This is a genomic window from Methanococcoides orientis (assembly GCF_021184045.1).
Lineage (GTDB): Archaea > Halobacteriota > Methanosarcinia > Methanosarcinales > Methanosarcinaceae > Methanococcoides > Methanococcoides orientis.
Genome location: NZ_CP073710.1, coordinates 13073 through 36557, shown reverse-complemented (window position 1 = coordinate 36557; position 23485 = coordinate 13073). Strand labels below are relative to the sequence as shown.

The 23485-nt window shown below is 44.1% G+C and carries 16 protein-coding genes and 2 tRNA genes; 7 read left to right on the top strand and 11 right to left on the bottom strand.

Annotated features, from left to right (window positions below):
• Nucleotides 1-7: 7 nt before the first annotated feature.
• The gene (locus J7W08_RS00145) at nucleotides 8-514 is read right to left on the bottom strand and encodes a MarR family winged helix-turn-helix transcriptional regulator (RefSeq protein ID WP_233084712.1); all 507 of its coding nucleotides are present in this window, start codon (nucleotides 512-514) and stop codon (nucleotides 8-10) included.
• 645 nt (nucleotides 515-1159) lie between these two features.
• Here J7W08_RS00145 and J7W08_RS00140 point away from each other — a divergent pair.
• The 3 genes from J7W08_RS00140 to J7W08_RS00130 are packed head-to-tail and all read left to right on the top strand — an operon-like array spanning nucleotide 1160 to nucleotide 4428.
• Complete coding sequence (locus tag J7W08_RS00140) at nucleotides 1160-1960, top strand: mechanosensitive ion channel family protein (RefSeq protein WP_233084711.1); 801 nt, start codon at nucleotides 1160-1162, stop codon at nucleotides 1958-1960.
• Between the two features lie 30 nt (nucleotides 1961-1990).
• The gene (locus tag J7W08_RS00135; RefSeq protein ID WP_233084710.1) at nucleotides 1991-2626 is read left to right on the top strand and encodes a CDGSH iron-sulfur domain-containing protein; all 636 of its coding nucleotides are present in this window, start codon (nucleotides 1991-1993) and stop codon (nucleotides 2624-2626) included.
• Nucleotides 2627-2649: 23 nt separating this feature from the next.
• Nucleotides 2650-4428, top strand: coding sequence for a thiamine pyrophosphate-dependent enzyme (locus tag J7W08_RS00130; RefSeq protein ID WP_233084709.1), 1779 nt, complete (start codon nucleotides 2650-2652; stop codon nucleotides 4426-4428).
• Here the strand turns inward: J7W08_RS00130 and J7W08_RS00125 are convergent.
• From J7W08_RS00125 to J7W08_RS00110, 4 genes are all read right to left on the bottom strand, one after another.
• Entirely contained in the window at nucleotides 4425-4709 is a 285-nt protein-coding gene (locus tag J7W08_RS00125; protein WP_233084708.1) for a DUF427 domain-containing protein, read from the bottom strand. The genes J7W08_RS00130 and J7W08_RS00125 overlap by 4 nt on opposite strands.
• A 73-nt stretch (nucleotides 4710-4782) precedes the next feature.
• Nucleotides 4783-5370: a Maf family nucleotide pyrophosphatase gene (locus tag J7W08_RS00120; RefSeq protein ID WP_233085789.1), complete on the bottom strand. Its 588-nt coding sequence runs from the start codon at nucleotides 5368-5370 to the stop codon at nucleotides 4783-4785.
• A gap of 4 nt (nucleotides 5371-5374) precedes the next feature.
• Nucleotides 5375-7873 (bottom strand): U32 family peptidase, encoded by a 2499-nt coding sequence (locus J7W08_RS00115; RefSeq protein WP_233084707.1) that lies wholly within the window; start codon nucleotides 7871-7873, stop codon nucleotides 5375-5377.
• Nucleotides 7874-7946: 73 nt separating this feature from the next.
• Nucleotides 7947-11675 (bottom strand): tetratricopeptide repeat protein, encoded by a 3729-nt coding sequence (locus tag J7W08_RS00110; protein ID WP_233084706.1) that lies wholly within the window; start codon nucleotides 11673-11675, stop codon nucleotides 7947-7949.
• 188 nt (nucleotides 11676-11863) lie between these two features.
• Between J7W08_RS00110 and larB the strand changes: the two genes are divergently transcribed.
• The 3 genes from larB to J7W08_RS00095 all read left to right on the top strand — a co-directional run bounded on the left by larB (nucleotide 11864) and on the right by J7W08_RS00095 (nucleotide 14790).
• Entirely contained in the window at nucleotides 11864-12655 is a 792-nt protein-coding gene (larB, locus tag J7W08_RS00105) for a nickel pincer cofactor biosynthesis protein LarB (protein WP_233084705.1), read from the top strand.
• A gap of 4 nt (nucleotides 12656-12659) precedes the next feature.
• On the top strand, nucleotides 12660-13850 hold the full coding sequence (larC, locus tag J7W08_RS00100) for a nickel pincer cofactor biosynthesis protein LarC (RefSeq protein WP_233085788.1): 1191 nt from the start codon (nucleotides 12660-12662) through the stop codon (nucleotides 13848-13850).
• 796 nt (nucleotides 13851-14646) lie between these two features.
• On the top strand, nucleotides 14647-14790 hold the full coding sequence (locus J7W08_RS00095; RefSeq protein WP_233084704.1) for a hypothetical protein: 144 nt from the start codon (nucleotides 14647-14649) through the stop codon (nucleotides 14788-14790).
• Between the two features lie 124 nt (nucleotides 14791-14914).
• Here J7W08_RS00095 and J7W08_RS00090 read toward each other — a convergent pair whose 3' ends face one another.
• The 4 genes from J7W08_RS00090 to J7W08_RS00075 form a co-directional block, all read right to left on the bottom strand.
• Complete coding sequence (locus tag J7W08_RS00090; protein ID WP_135606756.1) at nucleotides 14915-15127, bottom strand: DUF8180 domain-containing protein; 213 nt, start codon at nucleotides 15125-15127, stop codon at nucleotides 14915-14917.
• A gap of 25 nt (nucleotides 15128-15152) precedes the next feature.
• Nucleotides 15153-16385: a 3-isopropylmalate dehydratase large subunit gene (locus tag J7W08_RS00085; RefSeq protein WP_233085787.1), complete on the bottom strand. Its 1233-nt coding sequence runs from the start codon at nucleotides 16383-16385 to the stop codon at nucleotides 15153-15155.
• A gap of 221 nt (nucleotides 16386-16606) precedes the next feature.
• Nucleotides 16607-16978: an MreA family transcriptional regulator gene (mreA, locus tag J7W08_RS00080; RefSeq protein ID WP_048193734.1), complete on the bottom strand. Its 372-nt coding sequence runs from the start codon at nucleotides 16976-16978 to the stop codon at nucleotides 16607-16609.
• Between the two features lie 324 nt (nucleotides 16979-17302).
• A tRNA-Ile gene (locus J7W08_RS00075) sits at nucleotides 17303-17379 on the bottom strand.
• Between the two features lie 176 nt (nucleotides 17380-17555).
• Between J7W08_RS00075 and J7W08_RS00070 the strand changes: the two genes are divergently transcribed.
• A tRNA-Ala gene (locus J7W08_RS00070) sits at nucleotides 17556-17630 on the top strand.
• A 207-nt stretch (nucleotides 17631-17837) separates the two neighbouring features.
• Here the strand turns inward: J7W08_RS00070 and J7W08_RS00065 are convergent.
• Nucleotides 17838-18860 (bottom strand): Coenzyme F420 hydrogenase/dehydrogenase, beta subunit C-terminal domain, encoded by a 1023-nt coding sequence (locus J7W08_RS00065; RefSeq protein WP_310742504.1) that lies wholly within the window; start codon nucleotides 18858-18860, stop codon nucleotides 17838-17840.
• A 178-nt stretch (nucleotides 18861-19038) separates the two neighbouring features.
• Nucleotides 19039-23358, bottom strand: coding sequence for a cobaltochelatase subunit CobN (locus J7W08_RS00060; protein ID WP_233084703.1), 4320 nt, complete (start codon nucleotides 23356-23358; stop codon nucleotides 19039-19041).
• Nucleotides 23359-23485: the final 127 nt, after the last annotated feature.

Here is a 23485-nt window from a genome sequence, read left to right as displayed (position 1 = left end):
TCATCATTTATTCTTTACTTTGGCTATCAGGAGAACATTTTTGTTTGAGCAGTTCGACTGATTTTTCGTACATCTGACGTTGTATTTTGATCAAGAAAAACTGTGCTTCAATGGCTCTGTCAAGAGTTTCATCGTCCAGATCAGACATACACTTCCTAGCCACAGAGACCATCTTTTCATAGATTTTATTACCGTGTTGTACTCCTTTTTCAGTAGGAGATATCAAAACTTTCCTGCGATCGGAAGGGTCATCTTTTCGATAGACAAAACCTTCTTTCTCAAGGCTGTCGATGAGACTTGTAACACTGCTCTTTTTCAAGTCAAGGAACCTGGCAAGTGTTGAAGGCATGATCTCGCCTTCCTCCCATATAATAAGGAGGGCCTTGTTCATGGTTTTATGTGCACTGGTGCAACCTTCCTCTTTGAGGAAACATTCTGTCACGTTACCCTCTACTTTCCTTTTGAGATGCTCCATTTCCACATGTGATTTGATGAGTTGCTCAATTTTGTCCAAATTGTACCTCCTGAATCCAGTACTCAATTTTGAAACTGTAACGATTAGATAACCAAACTGTTTGATTTACTAATAGTTAGATTTTCTAATAATCTAAGCAATATATAAGACTTTTGAGCATATCGACATGCATTCCAATAATGGCCATTGTTTGTCGATAAATGCGCGCGTTGGAAACCGACATGAATAAAAATATATGAAAAAGTATAGAAATATATATCCCAAAAAAGAGTAACGGTAGACGTTCTAGAAATGAAGAAAAGAACAAAGAACATGCATAAAAGAGTTGGAGGAGGAGTATCATTGGACACGCCCCCTCGTTTGGAGTCAGCCCCTAAAAGGAGTGATAATATAAAAACGTATTTGTTAATGATTATTTACCATAGTATATAAACTAAATAAAGAGAACCTAGCCATTGAATCTAAACAAAAATAAAAAGTTAAATAGAAAGGACACTCCGAATTTGTGTATGATAATGCACATAAAAAGTAACCATAAACAAAGCTGTTGAACTCATCAGACAATCCCTTAATGAGATACAGACCACCTAATTTATTTCGGTCTGAGATTTTTACAATAGTGTTATATACGTACTAAGACCAAATAATAATGGCTATTGTTTTAAAATTAAGGGAGTTGAACGTATGTTATCTCAAAATATACCATATACTGATCTGACATTATTTGATCTACTGGCAGCCTTGATAGTACTTGTTGTAGGTATCGTTGTAGCAAAGATATTAACAGGAATATTCAAGAACGGACTGAAAAAGACAGAACTACCCGATCTTGTAGCAGAATTCCTGTCCAGGTTCGTCCTAGCATTACTGTACGTTGCAGTTATCCTTGCAACTGTGTCAACCCTAGGTGCTGACATCAGTTCAGTGGTTGTTGGCCTTTCAGCAGTCATAGGCTTAGTCCTTGGTTTTGGACTGCAGGACACACTGACAAACATTGCAGCAGGCGTATGGCTTGCCACACTAAGACCATTCGACAAAGGAGAATATGTATCAGTAACTGGCTACTCCGGAAGTGTCAGTGCAGTCGGTTTCATGGCAACAGAACTGCTTACACCTGACAACAAGATCATCACTATCCCTAACAAGGTCATCTGGGGAAGTGCAATTGAGAATGCGACCAGAATGCCTACCAGAAGAGTTGATGTTAACGTTGGTATCAGTTACGATACAAAACTTGACCAGGCAGTCCAGATCGCCATGGAACTTATGAAGGAGAACTCCATGGTTCTTGCAGACCCTGCACCTGCAGTTGTAACAACTGAACTTGCAGATTCATCCGTAAATCTCCAGCTTCGTGCATGGGCAAATACATCGGATTACTGGGGCGTCAAAGGCGACCTTACCAACGGCATCCTGAACGCATACAAGGAAGCAGACATTGAGATCCCATTCCCACAAATGGATGTCCATCTGGACAAAGAGTGAATTTTTTGATATTGAAGGGGGAACTAAGAAATGACAGACAACAACCCAATCATTCAGCCATCAGAGAATGGGCCATACCTTGTAAAGGACCTCAAGAACCTGAAGAACTCAAAAGGAGAAACCTTTGACCCACAACCTATGATGGCACTTTGTCGCTGTGGCCAGTCATCAAACAAGCCGTTCTGTGACGGCACACATATGAAAGTGGGCTTCACAGGCGAGAAATCCGAAGACAGGCAACCTGACAGGGTGGATGATTATGTTGGAAAGAACATAACCATCCATGACAACAGAGGGGTCTGTTCCCACAGAGGACATTGTACCGACAACCTGCCATCTGTATTCAGGATGAAGCAGGAGCCATGGATAGATCCTGATGGAGCCAGCGTTGAAGACGTAATAAGGGTTATCGAGATGTGCCCATCAGGTGCCCTGAGCTACACAAAAGATGATGTGCTCCACAAGGAACTTGACAGGGAACCCGGCATTACTGTTACAAAAGACGGACCACATGATGTAGTCGGCGGGATCGAGCTTGATGATCCGGATGGAAATACTCCCGAATCCAAGGAACACTACACACTTTGCAGATGCGGTGCTTCAAAGAACAAGCCATTCTGTAGTGGCGAACACTGGCATGTCGAGTTCAAGGATGAGAAGAACTGATCCGAACGACTGCGAGGAATGATATGGCTAAATACCGATGTTCAGTCTGCAACTGGACATATGATGAAGAGACGGAAGGGCAGGATTTTGATTCCCTGCCCGATACTTACACCTGCCCGGTCTGTGGAGCACCGAAATCCGCTTTTGTTCAGGAAGGTGGTGCAAAGGAAACAGAAGGTATAAAGACAACTGTTGCTGACAAGATAGTCGAGCAGCTGGAAGCTTTTGGTGTAAGATATGTTTACGGTATACCAGGAGATTCAAATCTTCCGCTTATCGATGCCATCCGAAGGAGTGAAAAGATACGTTTCATCCTCACACGCCATGAGGAAACGGCTGCATTCATGGCATCAGCACATGGAAAGATGACATCCGAACTTGGCGTATGCATTTCCATTGCAGGCCCCGGTTGTACCAACCTGATAACCGGACTTATGGATGCTGCAACCGACAGGAGTTGTGTCCTTGCTTTTGCAGGTCAGGTACCGGAAGTATATCTTGGAAGCGAGGCATTCCAAGAGATCGACCAGCTCGAACTGTTCACACCATTCACGGAATATTCCGAGACCATTGCCAGGGAAAATCAGGCATTAAAGCTACTTATCATGGCAGTTAAATATGCATACCGGAAACCAGGAGTCTCAGTTCTTAGTACCCCCACAGATATTCTTGCCGAGAAACTTGCTGGACAGATCTATTTGCCTGATAAGAGAGTTTTCCTGAACAAAACATCTCCAAAAGAAGAGGATGTACAAAGAGCAGCGAAACTTATCAATGACTCCAAAAATGTGACCGTCTTTGCAGGATGGGGGTCCCGACACAGTGGAGAACTATTGCTGGAGATGTCACGAAAGCTCAAAGCTCCGATTGCAACCACATCAAGAGCCAAGGGAGTTATCCATGAGACCGAACGCTTCAGCGTAGGTGTTCTGGGTTCCATCGGTTCAAAGCATGCGGCGCAGGCGATCAAGACCTCGGACCTGATAGTCATAATCGGTTCCGGTTTCAGACAGGCCAATCTCGTACCTGCCGGTGTAAAGATAGTCCAGACAGATATCGACCCTACAAAGATAGGAAAGACATTTGATGTGGACGCAGGCATCGTCGGCGACGCAGACCTTGTGCTTAAGGAACTGGTGCCCTTACTTGATGAAAAGGAAGAGAACAAAGAGTTCCTCGAGAACATCGACCGGATGAACAAGACACACAGGGAAGAATTGGAAAAGGATGCCAATGACCTTTCCATACCGATAAATCCAGGTTACGTTGTACAGGCCATAAAACGCCATGCAGACAAAGATGCGATCATATGCATCGATGTAGGGGACCATACATACTGGTTCTACAAGAAGTTCGTCTGTGAAGGTCAGAGGACATTCATGTCAGCAAACATCGCCAGCATGGGTTTTGCACTTCCTGCATCCCTTTCAGCAAAGCTTGACTATCCTGACAAACAGGTCATCTGTGTAACAGGAGACGGTGGCTTCGGGATGCTTATGGGTGATTTTACCACAGCCGTAAGGGAAGACCTTGGGATCAACGTCATTGTCTTTAACGATGGCAAGCTCAAGAACATCAAAAAAGAGCAATTAAGGGACAACTATCCGGAATACGGAGTAAGTTTCCCCAACCCTGACTTTGCAGGATTTGCAAGATCTGCCGGCGGAGAAGGTTACAGGATAGAAGACCCCACACAACTGGACGAAGCAATAGAAAAAGCATTCAGATCAGAAAAAGCAGCACTTATTGATGTGATCGTTGACCCCAACAAGACGGCTGCAAGCACAAAAAGAGTGGATTAAGGAGTTACCTCCACACCCTTCCAGAATGCAACATACCTCTTTATCTCTTTTGCAGCCGGTTTTGGATCAGGATAATGCCAGGCTGCATCAGTATTTATTTCTCCGTTCACGGCGATGTCAAAATAGTTTGCCAGACCCTTCCAGGGACAGGTCGAATGAGTATCTGTTTCCTTCAGGTATTCCATATTCACCGAATCCGGCGGGAAGTAAAGGTTCCCCTCAATTTCTTTTACCGCATCACTTTCTGCAAGTACGACACCATTCCATTTTGCTACTGCCATAATATATCCACTCCTGAATAACTGGTAAAAAGAAGTTGTAAAGCATTGTTTATGTGGATTTTGGTCAGGCAGGTCATTCGATGTCAAAGACATGAACACCCATGCCCTCAAGGATCTGAGCCAACTTGAACAACGGCAGACCTACAACATTGAAGAAATCACCATTGATGCTTTCCACAAGTATGGCACCTTTTCCCTGTATCGCAAAAGCTCCGGCCTTATCGAGAGGTTCACCGGACCTCACATATGATGAGATCTCACCTGAAGACATCTTTTTCATTTTCACATCGGTTATCTCGGATACACTAACCTCACTTCCCGAGTCGACATCCAGTACAGTCATGCCTGTGATCGCCTGTACGACCTTCCCGCTGATAGCAGAAAGCATTTCCTTTGCATCCTCAGGAGAATGTGGCTTCCCAAGGACCTTACCTTCACAAAGTACCACGGTATCAGCCGATATAATGATACCTGAATCGAACTTAACGGCAACATCCCTTGCCTTGGAAAGGGAATGGTGGACAACCAGTTCGGTCGCATCCATACCTGGCTGTGGAGCTTCATCGTATGAGCTCACGCAAACCTCGAAGGCATTCCCGATGATCTGAACCAGCAACTCCTTCCTCCGAGGAGATGCTGATGCAAGAACGATCCTGCGCATGATATTAGATACCCTTGAAATAGTGACCTGTGGAAAACTCCACCCCTCTCCGGGGTCGAAGTTCTGCAGGCTTACCGTCAAGAACTCTTCGATATGCCGAAGTTATCTCCTTTACGTCCCTTTTGCCATAAAGGGACAGGTCCAGACGCATAATATCTGCACCACAAGTCCTCAGTTCATCAATTTTATCGAGCATGTCCAGCACCTTGCAATCATAGATCAGTGTCCTTTCATCCACACGCTTTACCGGATATTCCACACTCTTTGAATCAACCAGCAGAACTTCACTGCTTTCCGTAGCACTTCCCTGGTCAAGCAGAGGCTTCAGGAGGTCATGCTCTGTGATAAGCATCAGTTCCCTACCATGCACAACTATTTCCAGCTGATGTTCCTTACCACGGCAGGAAATATCATCGCACGCATCACTTATCTCATCAAGGTTCAGCTCGGTAGACAGCGTGACACGATATGCACCGGCCCTGTAGAACTCATCTGCTGTGTAAGAATTAAAAGTGTTGAACTCCTTTTGCACCACAAAAGGCACTCCAAGCTCTTTTGCAAGTTCAACCTGACCCAGAGTGTAGCAGGCAATGCGGAAACCGTCATCTTTTGCTTTTACCATCAGAGGCAATAGCTCCGTGAGCTCAGCTTCGTGGCTTATACGTGGTGCCATGAGAACGATCTCGGTTTTATCTCTGGCATCACCCAGTTTCCCGGCATACTCTTCCGACACCAGTTCGTGGAACTTCCTGATAGGCAAGTAGACTACATCCGCACCCATATCCACAGCCTCAAAAAGAGTCCCTGCATTCTTCACTTCCACGCTCAGAAGTGGAGTTTGCTTTTTCTTCCTAGAAACAGTATTCCCACACTGACCTTCTGTGCAGAAGTGTGATATATCTGATAATTGCGGATGTTTTTCTCCCTTCCTGTATTGTGCAAGGATCTTTTCAAGCAACTTTTCCGCAGCAACCCGCCTTGCCCCGGAGAGCACTCCAATTGGAATGAAAATATTGCCATTGATCTCCATATCCACCGAAGATGCCGAAAAGGAAGTATCCCCTAATTTCTCCATTGCTGAAACGATCTGCTCTTTGGAAGTCGGGGCTTTTTGTGCTTCCTGAACCTCAAAATCATCAATGATCTCAACGCTCATTTCGCCCGAGGTCATCCTGACCTTTAGCTTTTCACCAACCTCAGCAGTCACTTCGAGGCTTACAGGAAGTCCCTTTGCCTTTGTTCGCCGAAGGGTTTCCAGAAGCACCTGATCAGTTGTAAGATATACCTCATTGCCCCTGGCAACAGCCTTGCCGGTCTTTGAACTTATCTCAATGATGACCTTTTCACCTTTTTTCGCGGTCTCGATCTCATTCTCGTTAACATCCAGAAGCTTGTTGATCGCAGAACCCAGCACACCTGACTTTGTGTGTATCCCCACGCCATCCTTCACACGGACATCTTCTTTCAGGGTCAGAGTTAAACTGGTAGTATATTTGAAAGTCTCTATATCCTTGATCTTCCCAAGGTAAACACCATAACTTGAACTGTATTTGGAATGGACAACATCCCTCTCACCAAGAACAAAACCCTTTGTGAATCCACGGTAGAACAGTTGTGCAAGATCCTTTTCGAGAGCAACGATCTCGGACTCTTCAGGATTTTCCCCATTGCAGATCGCTTCTACTACCCGTTTGTACACACTTGCACTTTCGGTGACATATTCCGGCTTCTTCATCCTGCCTTCGATCTTAAGGCTTCGAAGACCAGTTCCAACGATCTCATCAAGTTCTGAAAGAGTGCACAGTTCAGCACAGCTTATAGGGAATCTGCCCACACCTTTAACCTTGACATTGCGACCGTTCACAACGAAGTTATATGGCCTTCTGCAGGGTTGTGCACAGGCTCCACGGTTAGCGCTCCTGTCGCTCATGAAACTGCTGAAAAGACATTTACCTGAATAAGAGTAGCAAAGTGCACCATGTACGAAGATCTCGATCTCGATATCAGAATGCTCTACAATGTCAGTGATCTCTTTTACCGTCAGCTCCCTTGAAACGATGACACGCACAGCTCCTTCGTTTGCAATAAAGTCAACACCCTTCATGCTGTGGACCGTCATTTGCGTACTTGCGTGCAGTGCCAGATCAGGATAGGCCTCATGAAGTATCCGGAGAAGACCAAGGTCCTGCAGGATAATAGCATCAATACCAAAAGAATAGGCTTTGTCCACAACATCCAGAGCATGCTGAAGCTCCTTCTGCTTGATAGGTATGTTCAATGCCAGAAATGCTTTTACACCATGGGAATGCAGCATATCAATAGTATCTTCAAGATCCTCCATGGAGAAGTTCTTAGCACCTTTTCGTGCATTAAGGTCTGTAACGCCGAAATATACCGCATCTGCACCACCTTTAATTGCACCGATCAGCGCGTCGATATCTCCTGCCGGCGCGAGGACCTCAGGAGGAACATCACAGACCTTTTTATCATTTTTTAATATCATCAGATCACATCTTGTGGAAGGGATCCACCCATAGATCGAATGGACCTTTCAGCTAATTAAGACACCTCTCTTATCAGATGTCCCCTAATAATTCCCTGGCACTCTCATGCATACACAGGGAATCTTCTTCGCGACCCATCTTTCCAAGCAGGGAAGCCAGGTTGTCAAGGGTTCGGGATGCATTCTTCTTGTAACTTACCTTATCGGGGTCGGACTTGAGCAGCCCTGCATATATCTCCAATGCGGATTCATAGATACTTTTTGCATCCTCATGGCGCTCCATGTCAGCAAGCAGCTTGGCAAGGTTGTTCAATGCAAGTGCAGCACCAGACTCATATGCAGGATCATCAGGAATACGGTCGAACAGACCCATATAGCCTCCAAGGGATTCCTCGAACATGGTCTTTGCCTCTCCAAAGTGCCCGTCCTGTGCTAACAGAGTACCAAGATTGTTCTTTATAGTAGCAATTCCGAACTCATGCAATAGAGGAGATTCTCCGGCCTGTATCAGCTCATCCCTTATGCCCAGTGACATATTGTAGCTCTGGCGGGCTTCATCCGTCCTCCCTGCATTCATCAGGAACCGGCCTTTATCATCATAAAGTGTTGCGACCTTTGTCCGATATGAAAGGTCCGCAGGATCCATCCGGCAGAGCTTCTCATACATCGAGATCAGGACGTTATGGTCTGCGTCCTTGTCCGATTCTGGAGAATCCAATGTCAGCAGACCTTCCATGTCAAGTAAGATGTTCCTGAAGATCTCCAGATAAGTTCTGTTATCAGGCTCTTCCCCCAACAGCTTCAGGATCACAATAATGGACGTTTCATAAATGGAACGTGTCTCATCAAGCATGCCCTCATCTGCACGCCTGGATGCAAGTTCTGCCAGACCAATGAAAAGATCGGAGACCTTACTAGAAAAGGAAGGATCGTCAATTGTAGCTCTCGGGAGTAAATCCACCAGCTCATATATGCGTTCTTTTGCCGAGTCATATTCACCAGTGGTCATCAGGGAATCAACAAGCTTCTCAAGAAGTTCCAGTGACTGACCATATAACATACTGTTCGAAGGATCGTCCTTCTTAAGCACTGAATACCCATCGAATGCGAATTCCAGATAAGGATATGCATCCTGCATAAGCCCCATCCCATAGAGAAGATTGGCCAGATTGGTCTGGATCGTCAGGACAGCCAGGGCCTTTGTACTGTGATCCCTGTTCAACGGGTCAAGATCGACCATCTTGCCGGAAAGCTCCAGAGCTTTTTCGAACATTTCTTTTGCCTTTTCATTGTTACCTTCGTCTGCCAGAATGGTAGCAAGATCGTTCAGCGCATAGACAGCACCGGAACGGTAAGCATCGTTCCCTGGTTCTTTGCCAAGGAGTTTATCGTAGGAAACAACAGCTTTCTCAAAGAAGGGGATCGCCTCAAGGATATTACCCTGCTCTGAGAGAAGGGAAGCGGCCTTGTTCATGGCCATTGCCTTATGTTCCTCAAATGAAGGATCAGAATTTGGCATATCCCCAACCATTTCAGATGCTTCTGAATACATGTCAATGGCTTTTTCCATCATACCTGCATTCATGAGGAAACTGCCCTTCTCATCATACAGTGTTGCCACCTTTGTACGATATGAAAGCTCCCCAGGGTCCATACGGCAGAGTTTGACATACATTGAGATAATGGAGTCATAATCCGCTTCCTTCTCAGCATTAGGAGAATCCAGTATCAGCAGTTGTTCCATTTCAAGTAATATATTCCTGAATATTTCCAGATAAACAATGTTTTCGGGTTCATCCCCCAAGAGCTTCAGTATAACACTAATGGACGTTTCATAAATGGAACGTGTGTCATCAAGCATATTCTCGTCTGCACGACTGGATGCAAGATCAGTCAGTTTTATGAAAATATCGGAGACCTTTCCAGAAAAGTCAGAATCGTTAGTTGTACCTCGTGGTAGCAACTCAACCAGCTCATAGATACGTTCTTTTGCGGAGTCATATTCACCAGTAACCATAAGGGCATCAACAAGCTTCTCGAGAAGTTCCAGTGACTGGTCATATAATATGCTGTTTGAAGGATCATCATTCATGACCCCTGAATACCCATCGAATGCACGTTCCAGATTCACCCTTGCATCCTGCATAAGCCCCATATCATAGAGAAGATTGGACAGATTGGCCTGGATCGTCAGGGTAGTCAGAGCCTTTGTGCTGTTCTCACTGTTCAAAGGATCAAGTGTGGCCATCTTGTCGGAAAGCTCCAGAGCTTTTTCGAACATTTCTTTTGCCTTTTCAATGTTACCCTCACCTGCCAGAATTATAGCAAGATCGTTCAGTGCAGATGCAGCACCTGAACAGTAGGTATCGTTCCCGGGTTCTTCGGCAAGGAGTTTATCATAGGATGCAACAGCTTTCTCAAAGAGAGGGATAGCTTCAAGGAGATTACCCTGATCTGCGAGAAGCGATGCGACCTTGTTCATGGAAAGTGCCTTGTGCTCCGCAAATGAAGGGGCAGTATCTGGCATATCCCCAACCATTTCAGATGATTCTGAATACATGTCAATGGCTTTCTCCATCATACCTGCATTCATGAGGAAACTGCCCTTCTCATCATACAGTGTTGCCACCTTTGTACGATATGAAAGCTCCTCAGGGTTCATCTGGCAGAGTTTCTCATACATTGAGATCAGGCGGTCATAATCTGCTTCCTTCTCAGCATCAGAAGAATCCAGAGCCACTAGCTTTTCCATATCAAGTAATATGTTCTTGAATATATCCAGATAAATACCGTTATCTGGCCCTTCTCCCAATAGTTTCAGGATAACAGTAATGGAAGTTTCATAAATAGAACGTGTGTCATCGAGCATATTTTCTTCTGCACGACTGGATGCAAGCTTTGCCAGTCTCATGAAAATATCGGAGACCTTTCCGGAAAAGTCAGGATCGTTAGTTGTAGCTCTTGGTAGCAACTCTACGAGCTCATATATGCGTTCTTTTGCGGAGTCATATTCACCAGTTGCCACAAGGGCACCAACAAGCTTCTCAAGAAGTTCCAGTGACTGCTTATGTAAGATGCTGTTTGAAGGATCGTCATCCGTGATCCCCGAATAACCATCGAATGCACGTTCCAGATTCACTCTTGCATCCTGCATAAGCCCCATCTCATAGAGGAGATTGGCCAGATTGGCCTGGATCTTCAGAGCCTTCATGGTGTTGTCCCTGTTCAAAGGATCAAGCACGACCATCTTGCCGGAAAGTTTCAGCGCTTTTTCGAACATCCCCTTTGCCTTTTCATTTTGACCTTCTTCCGCCAGAATTGTAGCAAGATCATTCATTGCAGAGGCACCACCTGAGCAATAAACATCGTTCTTGGGTTCTTTGGCAAGTAGTTTATTATAAGCCGAAACAGCTTTCTCAAAGAAAGGGATAGCTTCAAGGGTATTGCCCTGCTCTGTGAGAAGGGAACCAGTCTTGTTCATGGCCAGTGCCTTATGCTCCACAAATGAAGGATCGTGATCTACTATATACTCAAGCAAACCAGATGCTTCTGAGTACATGTCAATGGCCTTCCCAATCCTGCCATCTGACTCCATTATACCCCCAATCGCCTGCAGCACATTGACGAGAAGACCAGAAGAACCGGAATTTCTTGCATCAGTTTCTGCTTTTATCAAACACTCAAGGGCATCCTCCTGCTGACCATCATTTAAGAGGGACATTCCCTTGTTGAAATTTCGAAGCGCCATATCATTTGATCTTTTGGACATTATCGTAAACCTGTATTTGTACCTGATTTCCACCTGGATACCCTGACAACACTCCGATGAGAGGGCATAACAACAGTGATATAATATTCACTTTCATGCAATAAGAAAGTATTAGCTTTTCGCTTTCTTCTGGCTACATCCTAGGGTTCTTATTGTTATAATTCTTTGCCTGAAAGGGACTTCTATTTATAAGGTTCAATACATTATTAGAAAGGTTGAATATGGATTTAAAGAAGATCTTACGCCAGGTAAAAGACAACGAGACCGACCTTGAGGTTGCAGAAAGCCAGATACGTTCAATGGGCTATGTGCAAATATCGGATATTGCCAAACTTGACACTTTCCGCAAATTCCGAACAGGCACATTGGAAGCTATACTCGCCGAAGGAAAGGAAGCAGAGGATATGGTCGAGATAGTAAAAGCACAGGTCGATGCCACAGGAAGAGCACTCATTACACGACTTGACGAAAACAAGGCCAATGCCTTAAAAAGATCTTTTGGAAATTATAATATCGAATGGAGCAAACATTCAAGAACAGCCGTTGTACACAATGGCACCCCCGTACCAGAGACAGGAGGAAGACTTGTGATAATTTCAGCAGGTACCGCAGACATAACGGTCGCTGAAGAAGCAAGAATGACAGCTTCAGAGATGGGGTGTGAGACCCTGCCCATTTATGATGTGGGAGTAGCCGGATTTCACAGACTTATCTCAAAGCTGCAGGATATTGAAGAATACAGACCAGATGCCATTGTTGTCGCTGCAGGAAGAGAAGGCACATTGCCAACCGTGGTCTCCAGCCTTGTTGATGCTCCGGTAATAGGATTACCTGTATCCATTGGATACGGTGCCGGTGCAAAGGGAGAAGCTGCATTGTTGTCCATGCTACAGTCCTGCTCGGTACTATCAGTTGTCAATATTGATGCAGGATTTGTTGCCGGTGCATTCGCAGCAAGAATTGCAAACAAGGTAGCTGAGGCACGTAATTCCAATAATGAAGAAGGTTGTTGATGGAATGAGATCACTTATCTTTGAGCCGTTCTCAGGTGCTTCCGGAGACATGATCCTTGGGGGACTTGTAGGGCTTGGCATGGATAAAAACGAGCTTCGCGACATCATCGAATCTTCTGTGAATGTCACTGTTTCTGCGGGAACTGCAAATAAATGCGGTATTGAAGCTACAGACGTTCATATTCGAACACATGATGATAAGAACGACAGAAGATATGAAGATCTTATTAATACTATCATAGCTGCAGCATTACCTGCTGAGGTCGAGAAAAGTGCTCTTGGCGTTTTCAGACTTATCGGAGAGGCCGAATCCAGGGTCCATGGAAAAAACCTCGAAGAGCTTCACTTCCATGAAGTAGGACAGGATGATGCCCTTGCAGATGTCATCGGTTCCTGTTATGCCATCCATAAAATGAAAGCTGATCACATTTTCTGCACTCCTGTCAACGTCGGAGGTGGTAGCGTAAAAGCTGCACATGGCACATTCCCGGTGCCGGCACCTGCCACTCTAGAGATAATGAAAGAAAGCGGGTTCCAAATCTACAGCTCTGGTGAGCGGGAGCTACTCACACCCACAGGTGCAGCCATTCTTGCATATTTTGCAAAACCTGTGGACCGGCTGCCTATGGGAAAGATACTTGAGACCGGATACGGTGCAGGAGATGCTGATACGGAGATGCCGAATGTTCTTCGCACAATGCTGATGGATGTTACCGGAGAGCTCTCAAGAGATTCCATAGAAGTTCTTGAGACCAATGTGGACGATGTGACAGGAGAAGTGCTCGGAAACCTGTTCGAAAAACTGATGGAAGCCGGAGCAAAGGATGTTGCTATCACACCCACCACCATGAAAAAGGGACGTAGTGGTCATATAATCCAGGTGATAGCAAAGCCAGAGGACAGTGCACGCATTGCAGGAGAACTTATGCGCCAGACCGGCACTCTGGGAGTACGCGTCATTCCTACAAAACACCGATTTATAGCCGACCGCAGGATGGACAGTGTCACCATAGCAATTGCAGATCACGAGTACAAGGTTGCCGTGAAGATCGCACAGGACAGGAGCGGAGAGATCCTTCACATCTCTGCGGAATATGAAGACTGCCGACGTGTAAGTGACATTACAGGGTTACCTTTGAAAGAAGTTATGCGGCGCGCAGAAGAGACCGCGTGGAAGAGATTTACGGGTCTCTGAAATAACAAAACTATTTTAAGAAGATTTCTGTCGAGTGAGAGAGGAATTATGCGGCAGGTCCAAAAGTAAGAGAAATAAAGGCGATAGACTCTTTTTTTTAACATATTAAATAAATCTAGATTTGATTTTTGTTAAAACAAATCGAGTTGTTTATTTAAAAAAGAGATTGCAAAGACTGCATAATCATAAGATCACACCTCGAAGAAAATAAATGAGAAGTTGTGACAGTTTTTGATCCAGAGATCGTTTGACAAGAGATCTTCAAGAAAAATAGTAAGTATGTGTGGATCTTATGTTGGACAAAAGAGGTCTATTGATAGATATATTTAGAATATTTATCATAACTACAACTGAGTATTATAAACTTAAAATCGTTTATAATTAATTAAATTAATACAGAGTGTAAATAATATTTTAGAATAAGTTTTGTTGATTGCGTTTTTTTAGTAAGGGATCTGTTAAAAATTAAAATAAATGTGTGCCTATTTCTTTCCACTGTCACAAAAAATCGAAGAATATAAAGCCTACACTTGGCGTTTTTTTAAACACCAATGTTTATAAGTATCAATTATTAATTGTAGAAATCTTTATATTCTGGTAAATTTAGTCCAGTTTTTTTGTTTATAAAATAATTAATAAATAAAACTATATTCCAACTCGAAAAATAAGCGAGTATATAAGTAAAATGTAAAACTTTATATACTAGAGGATTAGTGATATATTGCCTACTGCAACAGGAGCAAAGGGCAAAATAAAGGAGTCAAATATTATTTTAAAATAAAAAGGAGAAACACTTATGGCAAATAAGACAGAAGTAAGAGTTGTATCAGCTTCGCCTTTCCCACATGCATTGCATGGCTTCAGGTTAAGCGACAGAACAGTTGAAGAACACAAAGCACACTACGCTCTTCAAAGCTCCTCTCAGAAAGTAGCTGAGTGATAGTTGTTATTTAATATTCAGACATTGATACCCATAGTGGATCATGTCTCGAATTATATTTCAAAAAACGATTGGCTTTTCAACAAGCCGGCAATCAAACTAAAAATGTCGTCCGTGAGGAAATTTACTTCCTCACGACCTCTTTTGCCTGTTTTAAATGTTCAGTACATTCATCCATCTTCGTAGCAGCTGTGCGTATATGCCCTGCAACTTCCTCAAACCCGGCAGCTTCCAGCTTGACTATCCAGTCATTGAAACTTTTGCTGTGGCTTTCATTGTGCTCTATCCAGTGTCCCAGAAGATGTTCCAGTTTTCCTTCATCCAGTTCTTCTACCATTTCACTACCTCCACATAAGTACTGTTCAAACGGTTCTCGGATCGGTGATCTCACCTGTCAGCGCAGATGCTGCAGCTGTTGCAGGAGATCCCAGATAGATCTGACCACCAGTACCCATCCTGCCTCTGAAATTACGGTTTGCCGTTGAGATACAAACTTCACCCTCACCGATGACCCCCATGTGACCTCCAAGACATGGACCACATCCAGGGGTTCCAAGGGTTGCACCTGCCTCCAATAATATTTCAGCAGTTCCATTGCGAATCGCTTCGATCATTACGGAACGTGAAGCAGGAATAACAAGGGTCCTGACAGCAACTTTCTCCCCTTTAAGGAGATCAGCAGCAACCTCAAGGTCCTCAAGCCTTCCATTGGTGCAGGTGCCAATGAAAACCTGGTCCACCTTTGTGCCGGCAACTTCCATGACATCACATACATTGTCTACCTGATGAGGACGGGCAACCTGCGGCTCAAGATCTGCACCATCAATATCATATTCAGCGCAGTATTCAGCATCCTCGTCTGCATAGACAGGTTCATACTCTTCAACAGCCCTGCCTTCAAGGAAATCAAATGTCTTCTTGTCAGGAGGCACGATACCGGCCTTACCACCCATTTCAATAGCCATGTTACAAAGCGTCATCCTGCCGGCTATTGAAAGATCTGTGATGGTGTCACCATAGAACTCTGCAGCTTTGTACGTAGCTCCGGCAGCACCAACTGTGCCAATGGTCTTGAGAGTCACGTCCTTGGCAAGTACATGCTTACCCAATTTGCCCTGGGCAGTCACCTTGATCGTTTCAGGAACTTTGAACCACAGTTTACCTGCGGCAAATATCTCTGACATGTCAGTAGCTCCCACACCAGTCCCAAATGCCCCGAAAGCACCGTAAGTGCATGAATGGGAATCTGCACCAACTACAAGCTTACCAGGCATTGCAAAGCCGTTCTCAGGAAGTACCTGATGGCAAATACCTTCGCCCACATCAAAGAAATTAGGGATGCACTGCTCTGCGATCCACTCTCTGATATCGTGATGTAATGCAGCAGTTGTTTCCGTGTTTGCCGGAGTGAGATGATCAAATGGAATTACGATACGTTTTGGGTCCCATACCTTTTCAAGACCCATTTTTTTGAACGATCTTACTGCAAGCACACTGGTGCCGTCATGAGCCATGGCATAGTCCACGTTCGCCATGATAAACTCGTTTGCTTTTGCTTCTTTTCCGCTTGCCCTGCTAAATATTTTCTCGCTGATGGTACTCAAAAGACTAACTCCTGTATCACTTGCTTACTGAATACTACAGTAAACAGATAAATATGTGTATCTGTCCACAGATGTAAAACGGAGAAATATGACATATAAAGATCAAAAAAGGATCCTGAAATAATTAACAATAATATTACTTGAAGAAATGGAATTATTGGTCAATAAATAGAGATAGAGAATAGAATTAGATTTAGAATTCGAAAAGAAGATTATGAAAGGTCTTTCAGCCTTTCAATATTCTCCAGCATCATTTGATTCTCAGATATAACCTTCTGCTCTATAGTATTAATGATCTCATCCATTGGAACAGTGAGAGTATACACTTTAATAGGCCTGCCTTTGCCCTGTTTCTTCTTTACTTCTTCAACCTCTACCCAGTTGTTCTTCTGAAGATAGGTCATGGCAATACTAACCTCAGGTTGCCTTAAACGTGACATCATTTCGACCTCACGGGAAGTTATCTTTTCAGCAGTTAATAAACAAGCAAGTGTCTTTGCCACAGGTTTAGAAACATTCAGTTTCTGAAGGAGCAAAACCATCTCACTGTCCTCATCATCCATATAAAATTCTCCGTTATTCATACGTCCACCATTATAGTTAAGATTTTATAAAGGGCATATTATCTATTAGTTTATAAATATTATGTTTTGGTTTTTATATTATACCAAAATTTCAGACCAACCCTCATAACATACCTCACTTCGGGATCACAATTCGAAATGTTAAGCTTCGCTCATCACTTCAAATGCAGTATGAACAATATTACCAGGAAAATGAACAATAATCAAGCATGACTAATGGAAGGAACGACTTGAATGAATATAGTTTGAAAAAACGTGAAAAACAATTAACTAAATTAGAGAGTAGATAGAACAATAATCTAGAAATTTTTAGAAAAGTAGTAATGGTGGGCCCGCTGAGATTCGAACTCAGGACCTTTCGGTTATCAGCCGAACGCTCCACCTAGCTAAGCTACGGGCCCAATGCGTCTCTTGCACGATGTTGTTCATCGTACGAGCTACACAATACACATCCTAGTATATTAACGTTTCGCACATCGGTGCCGTCATTATGAAAAAAGTGATATTGAGAGAAGAAACACCCCCATTATACAGCGATAGCTTTATTTTAGATAATGGTAAGTATGTTCTAAATATTGGGCCGGTAGATCAGGGGAAGATCGCTACCTTGGCATGGTAGAGGCCTCGGGTTCAATTCCCGACCGGTCCACCAATATTACTTTCTTTTACTTTGACCTCTTTTTACCAATTACCAATCGATATTTAGAAACCATGATGACATTCAGGCCTTCTGCCTCCGGTTCAGGGCATACATCTGTACCTTCTTCATCTTCGCAAGATTGACGGCACGTTCCATTTCCTTCTTCTCAAGGCGCCTTGCATCAATGTACCCATTGTCGATCGCCTCACAGAGAATTTCCTACCCTATCGATGAGCGCGCCAGTACAGTGCTCCAGCCCTGCGGAGTACCCACGCCTCCGAAGGAAATATCTGAGTTCTCAGCAGCCATATCAGTACAGAACTTGCAGGAAGTAGACCGGTACTGATCAAGTTCAGAGAGATCATAGCTCTTTATGCCATCATCCATACCAAACTCAAAGACCCCTTTACGGATCTTCATTGAATTGATGTCATTGAGATCCATTCCATGCGTTTCCACAAATTCCCTGATTCCTTCATGCTCGAAGCTGTCCATGCAGAACAGGCCGAACTTAAGGACCTTTGCCCTCAGGAACAGATGAAGAAAGCCGTAGGGACTGGTCTGCATCTTGTGAACAGCATCTATATTGCAGCTAGGACCAACGAATGCAATGCTCCTCATACCCTGCTTGATCGCGCTCATAAGAGGCTCCATTGTCATGCTATGGGAATAGATGCTACCTGCAGACTCCAGGACCTCATCTGCAGTCGTTGCAATAAAAGGTTCAGCTTTCCAAGGTTCGTCGTTCGACTTCCTTGTGACGATGGCACAATCCAGCAGGCCTTCCTCAAGCCCGTATGCAAGCAGTGAGGTAACAACACCGCCATCCTGACCCTTAAAACCGGGAATTGAAGACTTCGCTGCATATCCGAACCGGAGCTTTCCTACAAGGTCCTCTTCCCTTGTAACCGTTCTTGGACACTGGTTATAGCAAACACCACAGGCAGTACATTTATCGATCAGTTTAGGCTGATTGTTCACAAATGCTATGGACTCACAGGAAGAGACACAGGCACCGCACAAAGTGCATATCCCAAGATTTATTATCTCTTTTTTCAGCTTACCAAAAGAGATCCTTTCGCGCTCACCAATATTCCGCTTCAGGCGTATTACACTCTTTTCTAGCTGATCGAACTTATTCTTGCATTCCGCAGAACAAAAGTAGTACTTCTTGCCGCCATAGTCCGTAACATAGGCACTATTCTCAGTTACATGAGCTTTACAAATTGGATCAGTTATCATTTCGATCAACACCAGAAGATCAGGTAATGAAGTAGTAAAAACTCATTCGTAATAAAACAAACTTTAATTATTTTTAATTGTAATTGTTTTAGATGATAATAAATGTAGAATAAAACAGATTAAAAAGGAAAACAGAAAAATAAAAAGAAAGAAGAACACCCAGATGGGTGTTCATAACTTAGAGTCGCCTTCTCCTGAACCCAAGGTACATCACACCAACAACAGCAAGTACAAATACGATTCCGAAGACGTCACTTCCTGAGAAAGAAGAACCACCGGATTCATCTTTCCTGACATTCTCCTTGGTCATCTCATAGCCCTCTACATACCCTTCATTTGATGTTGAAGAATCAAGCGACGGATCATCCAATGAGTCACCATAACCACCATCGGAGATAGCAGTCTGGTTTGATCCGGAACCTGTAGTCGAGGAATTCACAATCTGTGCACTGCCAACCCCACCGCTGCTGGAAGAAGACTTCGGAGAAGATTCAGACGGCATTTCCAATTTTGCCTGATTTGCCTCTTCTATCTTCTTGATGAACTCAGCCAGTGTTTCTTCGCTAACAACACCAGGAACCGACATCAGGCCTTCAACCACATAGCTGTTAAGCATCGGATTTCCGCAGGTGTGATGACAACAGGAAACCCCATTCTCAACTACCGACTCGACATACTCCTTCATCAGGTTCTGGAACATCTCATCGGATGGATCATCCATATAATCCTTGCGTATGACCTCGAGCATCCTTCCAGTCATTGACTGATAAGCATCAGGATTGTTCTCCTGGAACCACTCCTGCATTTCAGGATCATTTATGAACTTTTCATAGACCATTTCCCAATCACTATCATCAACAAGTTCAGGATTTGTGACTTCCCATCCCCAGAGATTCTCCACGAACTCTGAGAACATCTTACCACCTGCATAACCTGAAGCCTGCATTCCTTCGATCCATTCCTGATTGTAGTATCTTGAACGGAGGTTCTTGTCCAGATATTCCTTCATAGTGACCATTCCACTTTCAGCAGGATTCCTCGTGTCTGAGATATACATCTCAGGAGTCTCACCGGAAACATGCCTTGTTGCAAGGTTCAGTCCACCGAAATACTGGAAAACATCGTCATTGTCCAGAGTATCATACAGGTTAGATGAATCTGAATGTACGGAAGCACCCACATTTCTCAGGTTCTCAGTAAGGAGATCCGAACTCTGATAGCCCCAGATATCAGTACCATATCCATAACCCATTTTGTTCAGGTAGAGTTCAGCTATCGTTGCCTCATTGTCCCAGGTACCGCTTGCACCTATTGCATTAGCAACTCCGATCTCATAGGTCCCATCACGCACTGCAAAACAACGCATGGTAGAAAGCTGAGAAGCCGTTTCTTCATCATAGCCTGCATCTATCAGAGCCTGTTTGACATTCTGGGTACTCTGGTTGACGTAATTTGTGTAGTTGCCTGCAGGTGCCTCATTTGCCATCCTTACCGCCTCATCGATCATCTTGATCTTGTCAGGGAAAGCATCACGCATACCCGCAGTGGTGTATACAATATCGATACGTGGTCTACCCGGCATTGATGGATCATAGTTTGGCAAAAGTTCCGACTCATTCATAAGTTCAAGACTTACGACCTGTTTAGAAGTCTCATCCCAAACAGGTTTTACTCCAAGCAGGTAGAGAACTTCTGCTTCAAGTGTACCATGATCCCTTATGAACTCGACACCAAATCTTGAAAATGAAACTTTCTCTGGATATGTACCGTGTTTTTCGTAGTAATCCTCAAGCATGCTCTGGGCAAGCAATGAACCCAATTCCCAGGTCACTTCCGAAGGATATAATCTGGAATCCACACCATAGAAATTACGTCCGGTTGGGATGGAATCCGGATTCTGGATAGGGTCCCTGCCCGGGCCTGCCGGAACGAAACCAGCGTCAAGTGCAGATATTACACGATCCAGCTCATCGGCGGAAGCGATCAGGTTATCCTTGTAAAGAATTCCCCTTTCAAGATCAGATGTGATCGAGGAATTATTAAGACCATATACAAGATCCTGAGCATTAGCAGGACTGTTGCCGTTGGTCACAACTTCCCATACCATCAGATCGATCTTAGTATCATTCAGAGGAATACCCATCGGATACTCTGCCTCATTGTAATAGAAGGCGCCTGCAACGTTATTCTGGAATGAACTTCCCAGCATTGCCCTCACCATTGCTGACATCTGGTCACCTTCCGGACCTGAAGCGTTCATAGGTGGAACTTCACCAAGAACATGGAATCCGTAAGGTATGTTCTCCTCAGAGATCTCTTCCAGATACTCATGGAGTACATTCTTCAAAAATAGCTGGAACTGAGTGTCATTGGTACGATACAGTTCCAATGTAGCCTCATCAACATTCAGGTCCTCGTGCAGGTTGAGATCTACCATCTGGTTAATGATGGTCAGCCTGTAACCGACCCTTACTTCATCGGCCATTCCGGGATCGTAATATGTCTGTATGTTGCTTGAGAGGTCTGCCATCTCTGCGTGCAGACCACCGCGCTCAAGAGTTGGCGTAAGGTGGTCGATGATCAGCGCATTTCCCCTGTATTCCGCAGTCAGTCCTTCACCAACATTTGCCACAATATATGGGTAAATGTTAGGCATGTCCTGAAGCAATAAAGGTGCCCAATCTGCAGTTCTGTTCATACCATAAGCAAGTCCAGGAAGCCATTCATGGGTTCCATGGGTACCCAGATGTATAACTGCATCAGCATCCCAATCGTCATTCAGCCAGAGGTAGAAAGCTATGTACTGGTGTGGCGGAGGCACCAATGAACTGTGATACAGCACATTGTCATTCTGCGTCATTCCACGAGCAGGCTGAGGCATCAGCCAGACATTACCACACTGTACAGTAGGAATAACAATGTACCTGCCGGACTCATTCTCCCAGATCATAAACATTTTATCTTCAGTGAAATCTTCGGACCAGGGCTCCCCCCATTCATTAATTACCTGAGTACGCAGGTTTTCCGGTATCTCCTGCTCGAACCACTGATGATAGGTCTCAACAGGAATGAGCTGAACACCCCATTCTGTGCGGTTCTCGACCATCTCATCGAGAACACCCGGTGCCCAGGAACCAACATTTATACCTTGTTTTTTAACTTTATCAAGCAGATCAGTAGTGTTTTCCGGAGTATCGGTAAGGTAGTAACCACTTTCATTCATTTTGTCAAGGAGATTCATAATACTGGCCATGCTGTCCAGATAGCTGGCTCCAATGCTGTCCTTACCAGGAGGGTAGTTGTAATAGATCACAGCAACCTTTTTGTCCCCGTCATCACTCCTTTTGAGCTCAGCCCATTCGATCGAACGGTTTGCCATCCAGTCGATCTGGGCAGCATTTGGTACGTATTCATATACTCCCCAGGAGATCTTTTCCTGGTGACCAAGTACGATGTACTCGAACATACCGTCGATGTTCGGAAGAACGGTCTTACGTGTTGCTTCCTGATTGGAAATACCCCTGTTTGCATCAGCAGGATCACCAGAAGAAGGATCAGCCACCATTCCTTTTAACACAGGAACATTGAGGTTTGTCAATTCATCATGCCCATAACCCTCTTCTTCACCAACATCGAGTCCGAAGCTCTTAAGAGAAATCATACATTGGACTAAAGGTGTGCCATTTCCATCACAGTAGAAACCGGAAATATCATGGAAAGTATCAAACCCGGCAATGACATTGCAATCCTTGCTTTCCAGATCACGTATCAGAGCATCTACTACCTCTGTATTCCCATCCTTGTAATCGGACTTATGGAACCATATTCCCACAGTTGGCTTTGTAGGATCATATATGAAATGTTCACCATTGGAATCGTTCTGGTACCATTCGAAATAGTCTTCAGGAGTATCGAACCAATATGCATCTGTGTCAGGATGATAGATACCCTGCGGAAGCAATATAGGTTCAGCATAGGTCCAGCTGCTTGTCAAAGTTGTCTTGCTGCTATAGTTCTTGGCCAGATACACAAGGAAATTCTCAGCATTCTCTTTCAGGAACTCTTCCTGCATACCCATGTTGAAGAAGTATTGTTCATCAAAACTCTCATATGGTTGGCCACCCGAGAAATCGTAGTCATACATCGAATCCAATATTGAAGAATTGATATAACTTGCAATATTAATGAGCACAGTTCCGTTAGCCTTTGCTTTTTCCATCTCATCTGCGAACTCGTCATACTTAGGATGCCACAGCATATATGTAAAAATGACATCCTGATTGCTAAGGTCGATCTCAGAAAGATTGTACTTCGTGGAGTGATAGGTAACATTTATGCTTTCATTGTAAGGGGTTGCTTCCTTAGCATAATCTATTACTGCTCCATCACTATAAGTGATCAAAGTAATGTTTACCTGTTCTCCTGCCGATACCACTGGCGAAAACGCCAATAAAATCAAAACACTTAATAGTAGTAACTGATGTTTCATGTTTCGCATATTATCCACCCGATAATGTGCAAGACATCCCGGCACTTTGCTTGCAGGCTGTACCGGGATGTCTAAACTTTCATTATCCACACACTTTATTCTAAATTCATTCTATTTTCACTAATAATTTCCACAC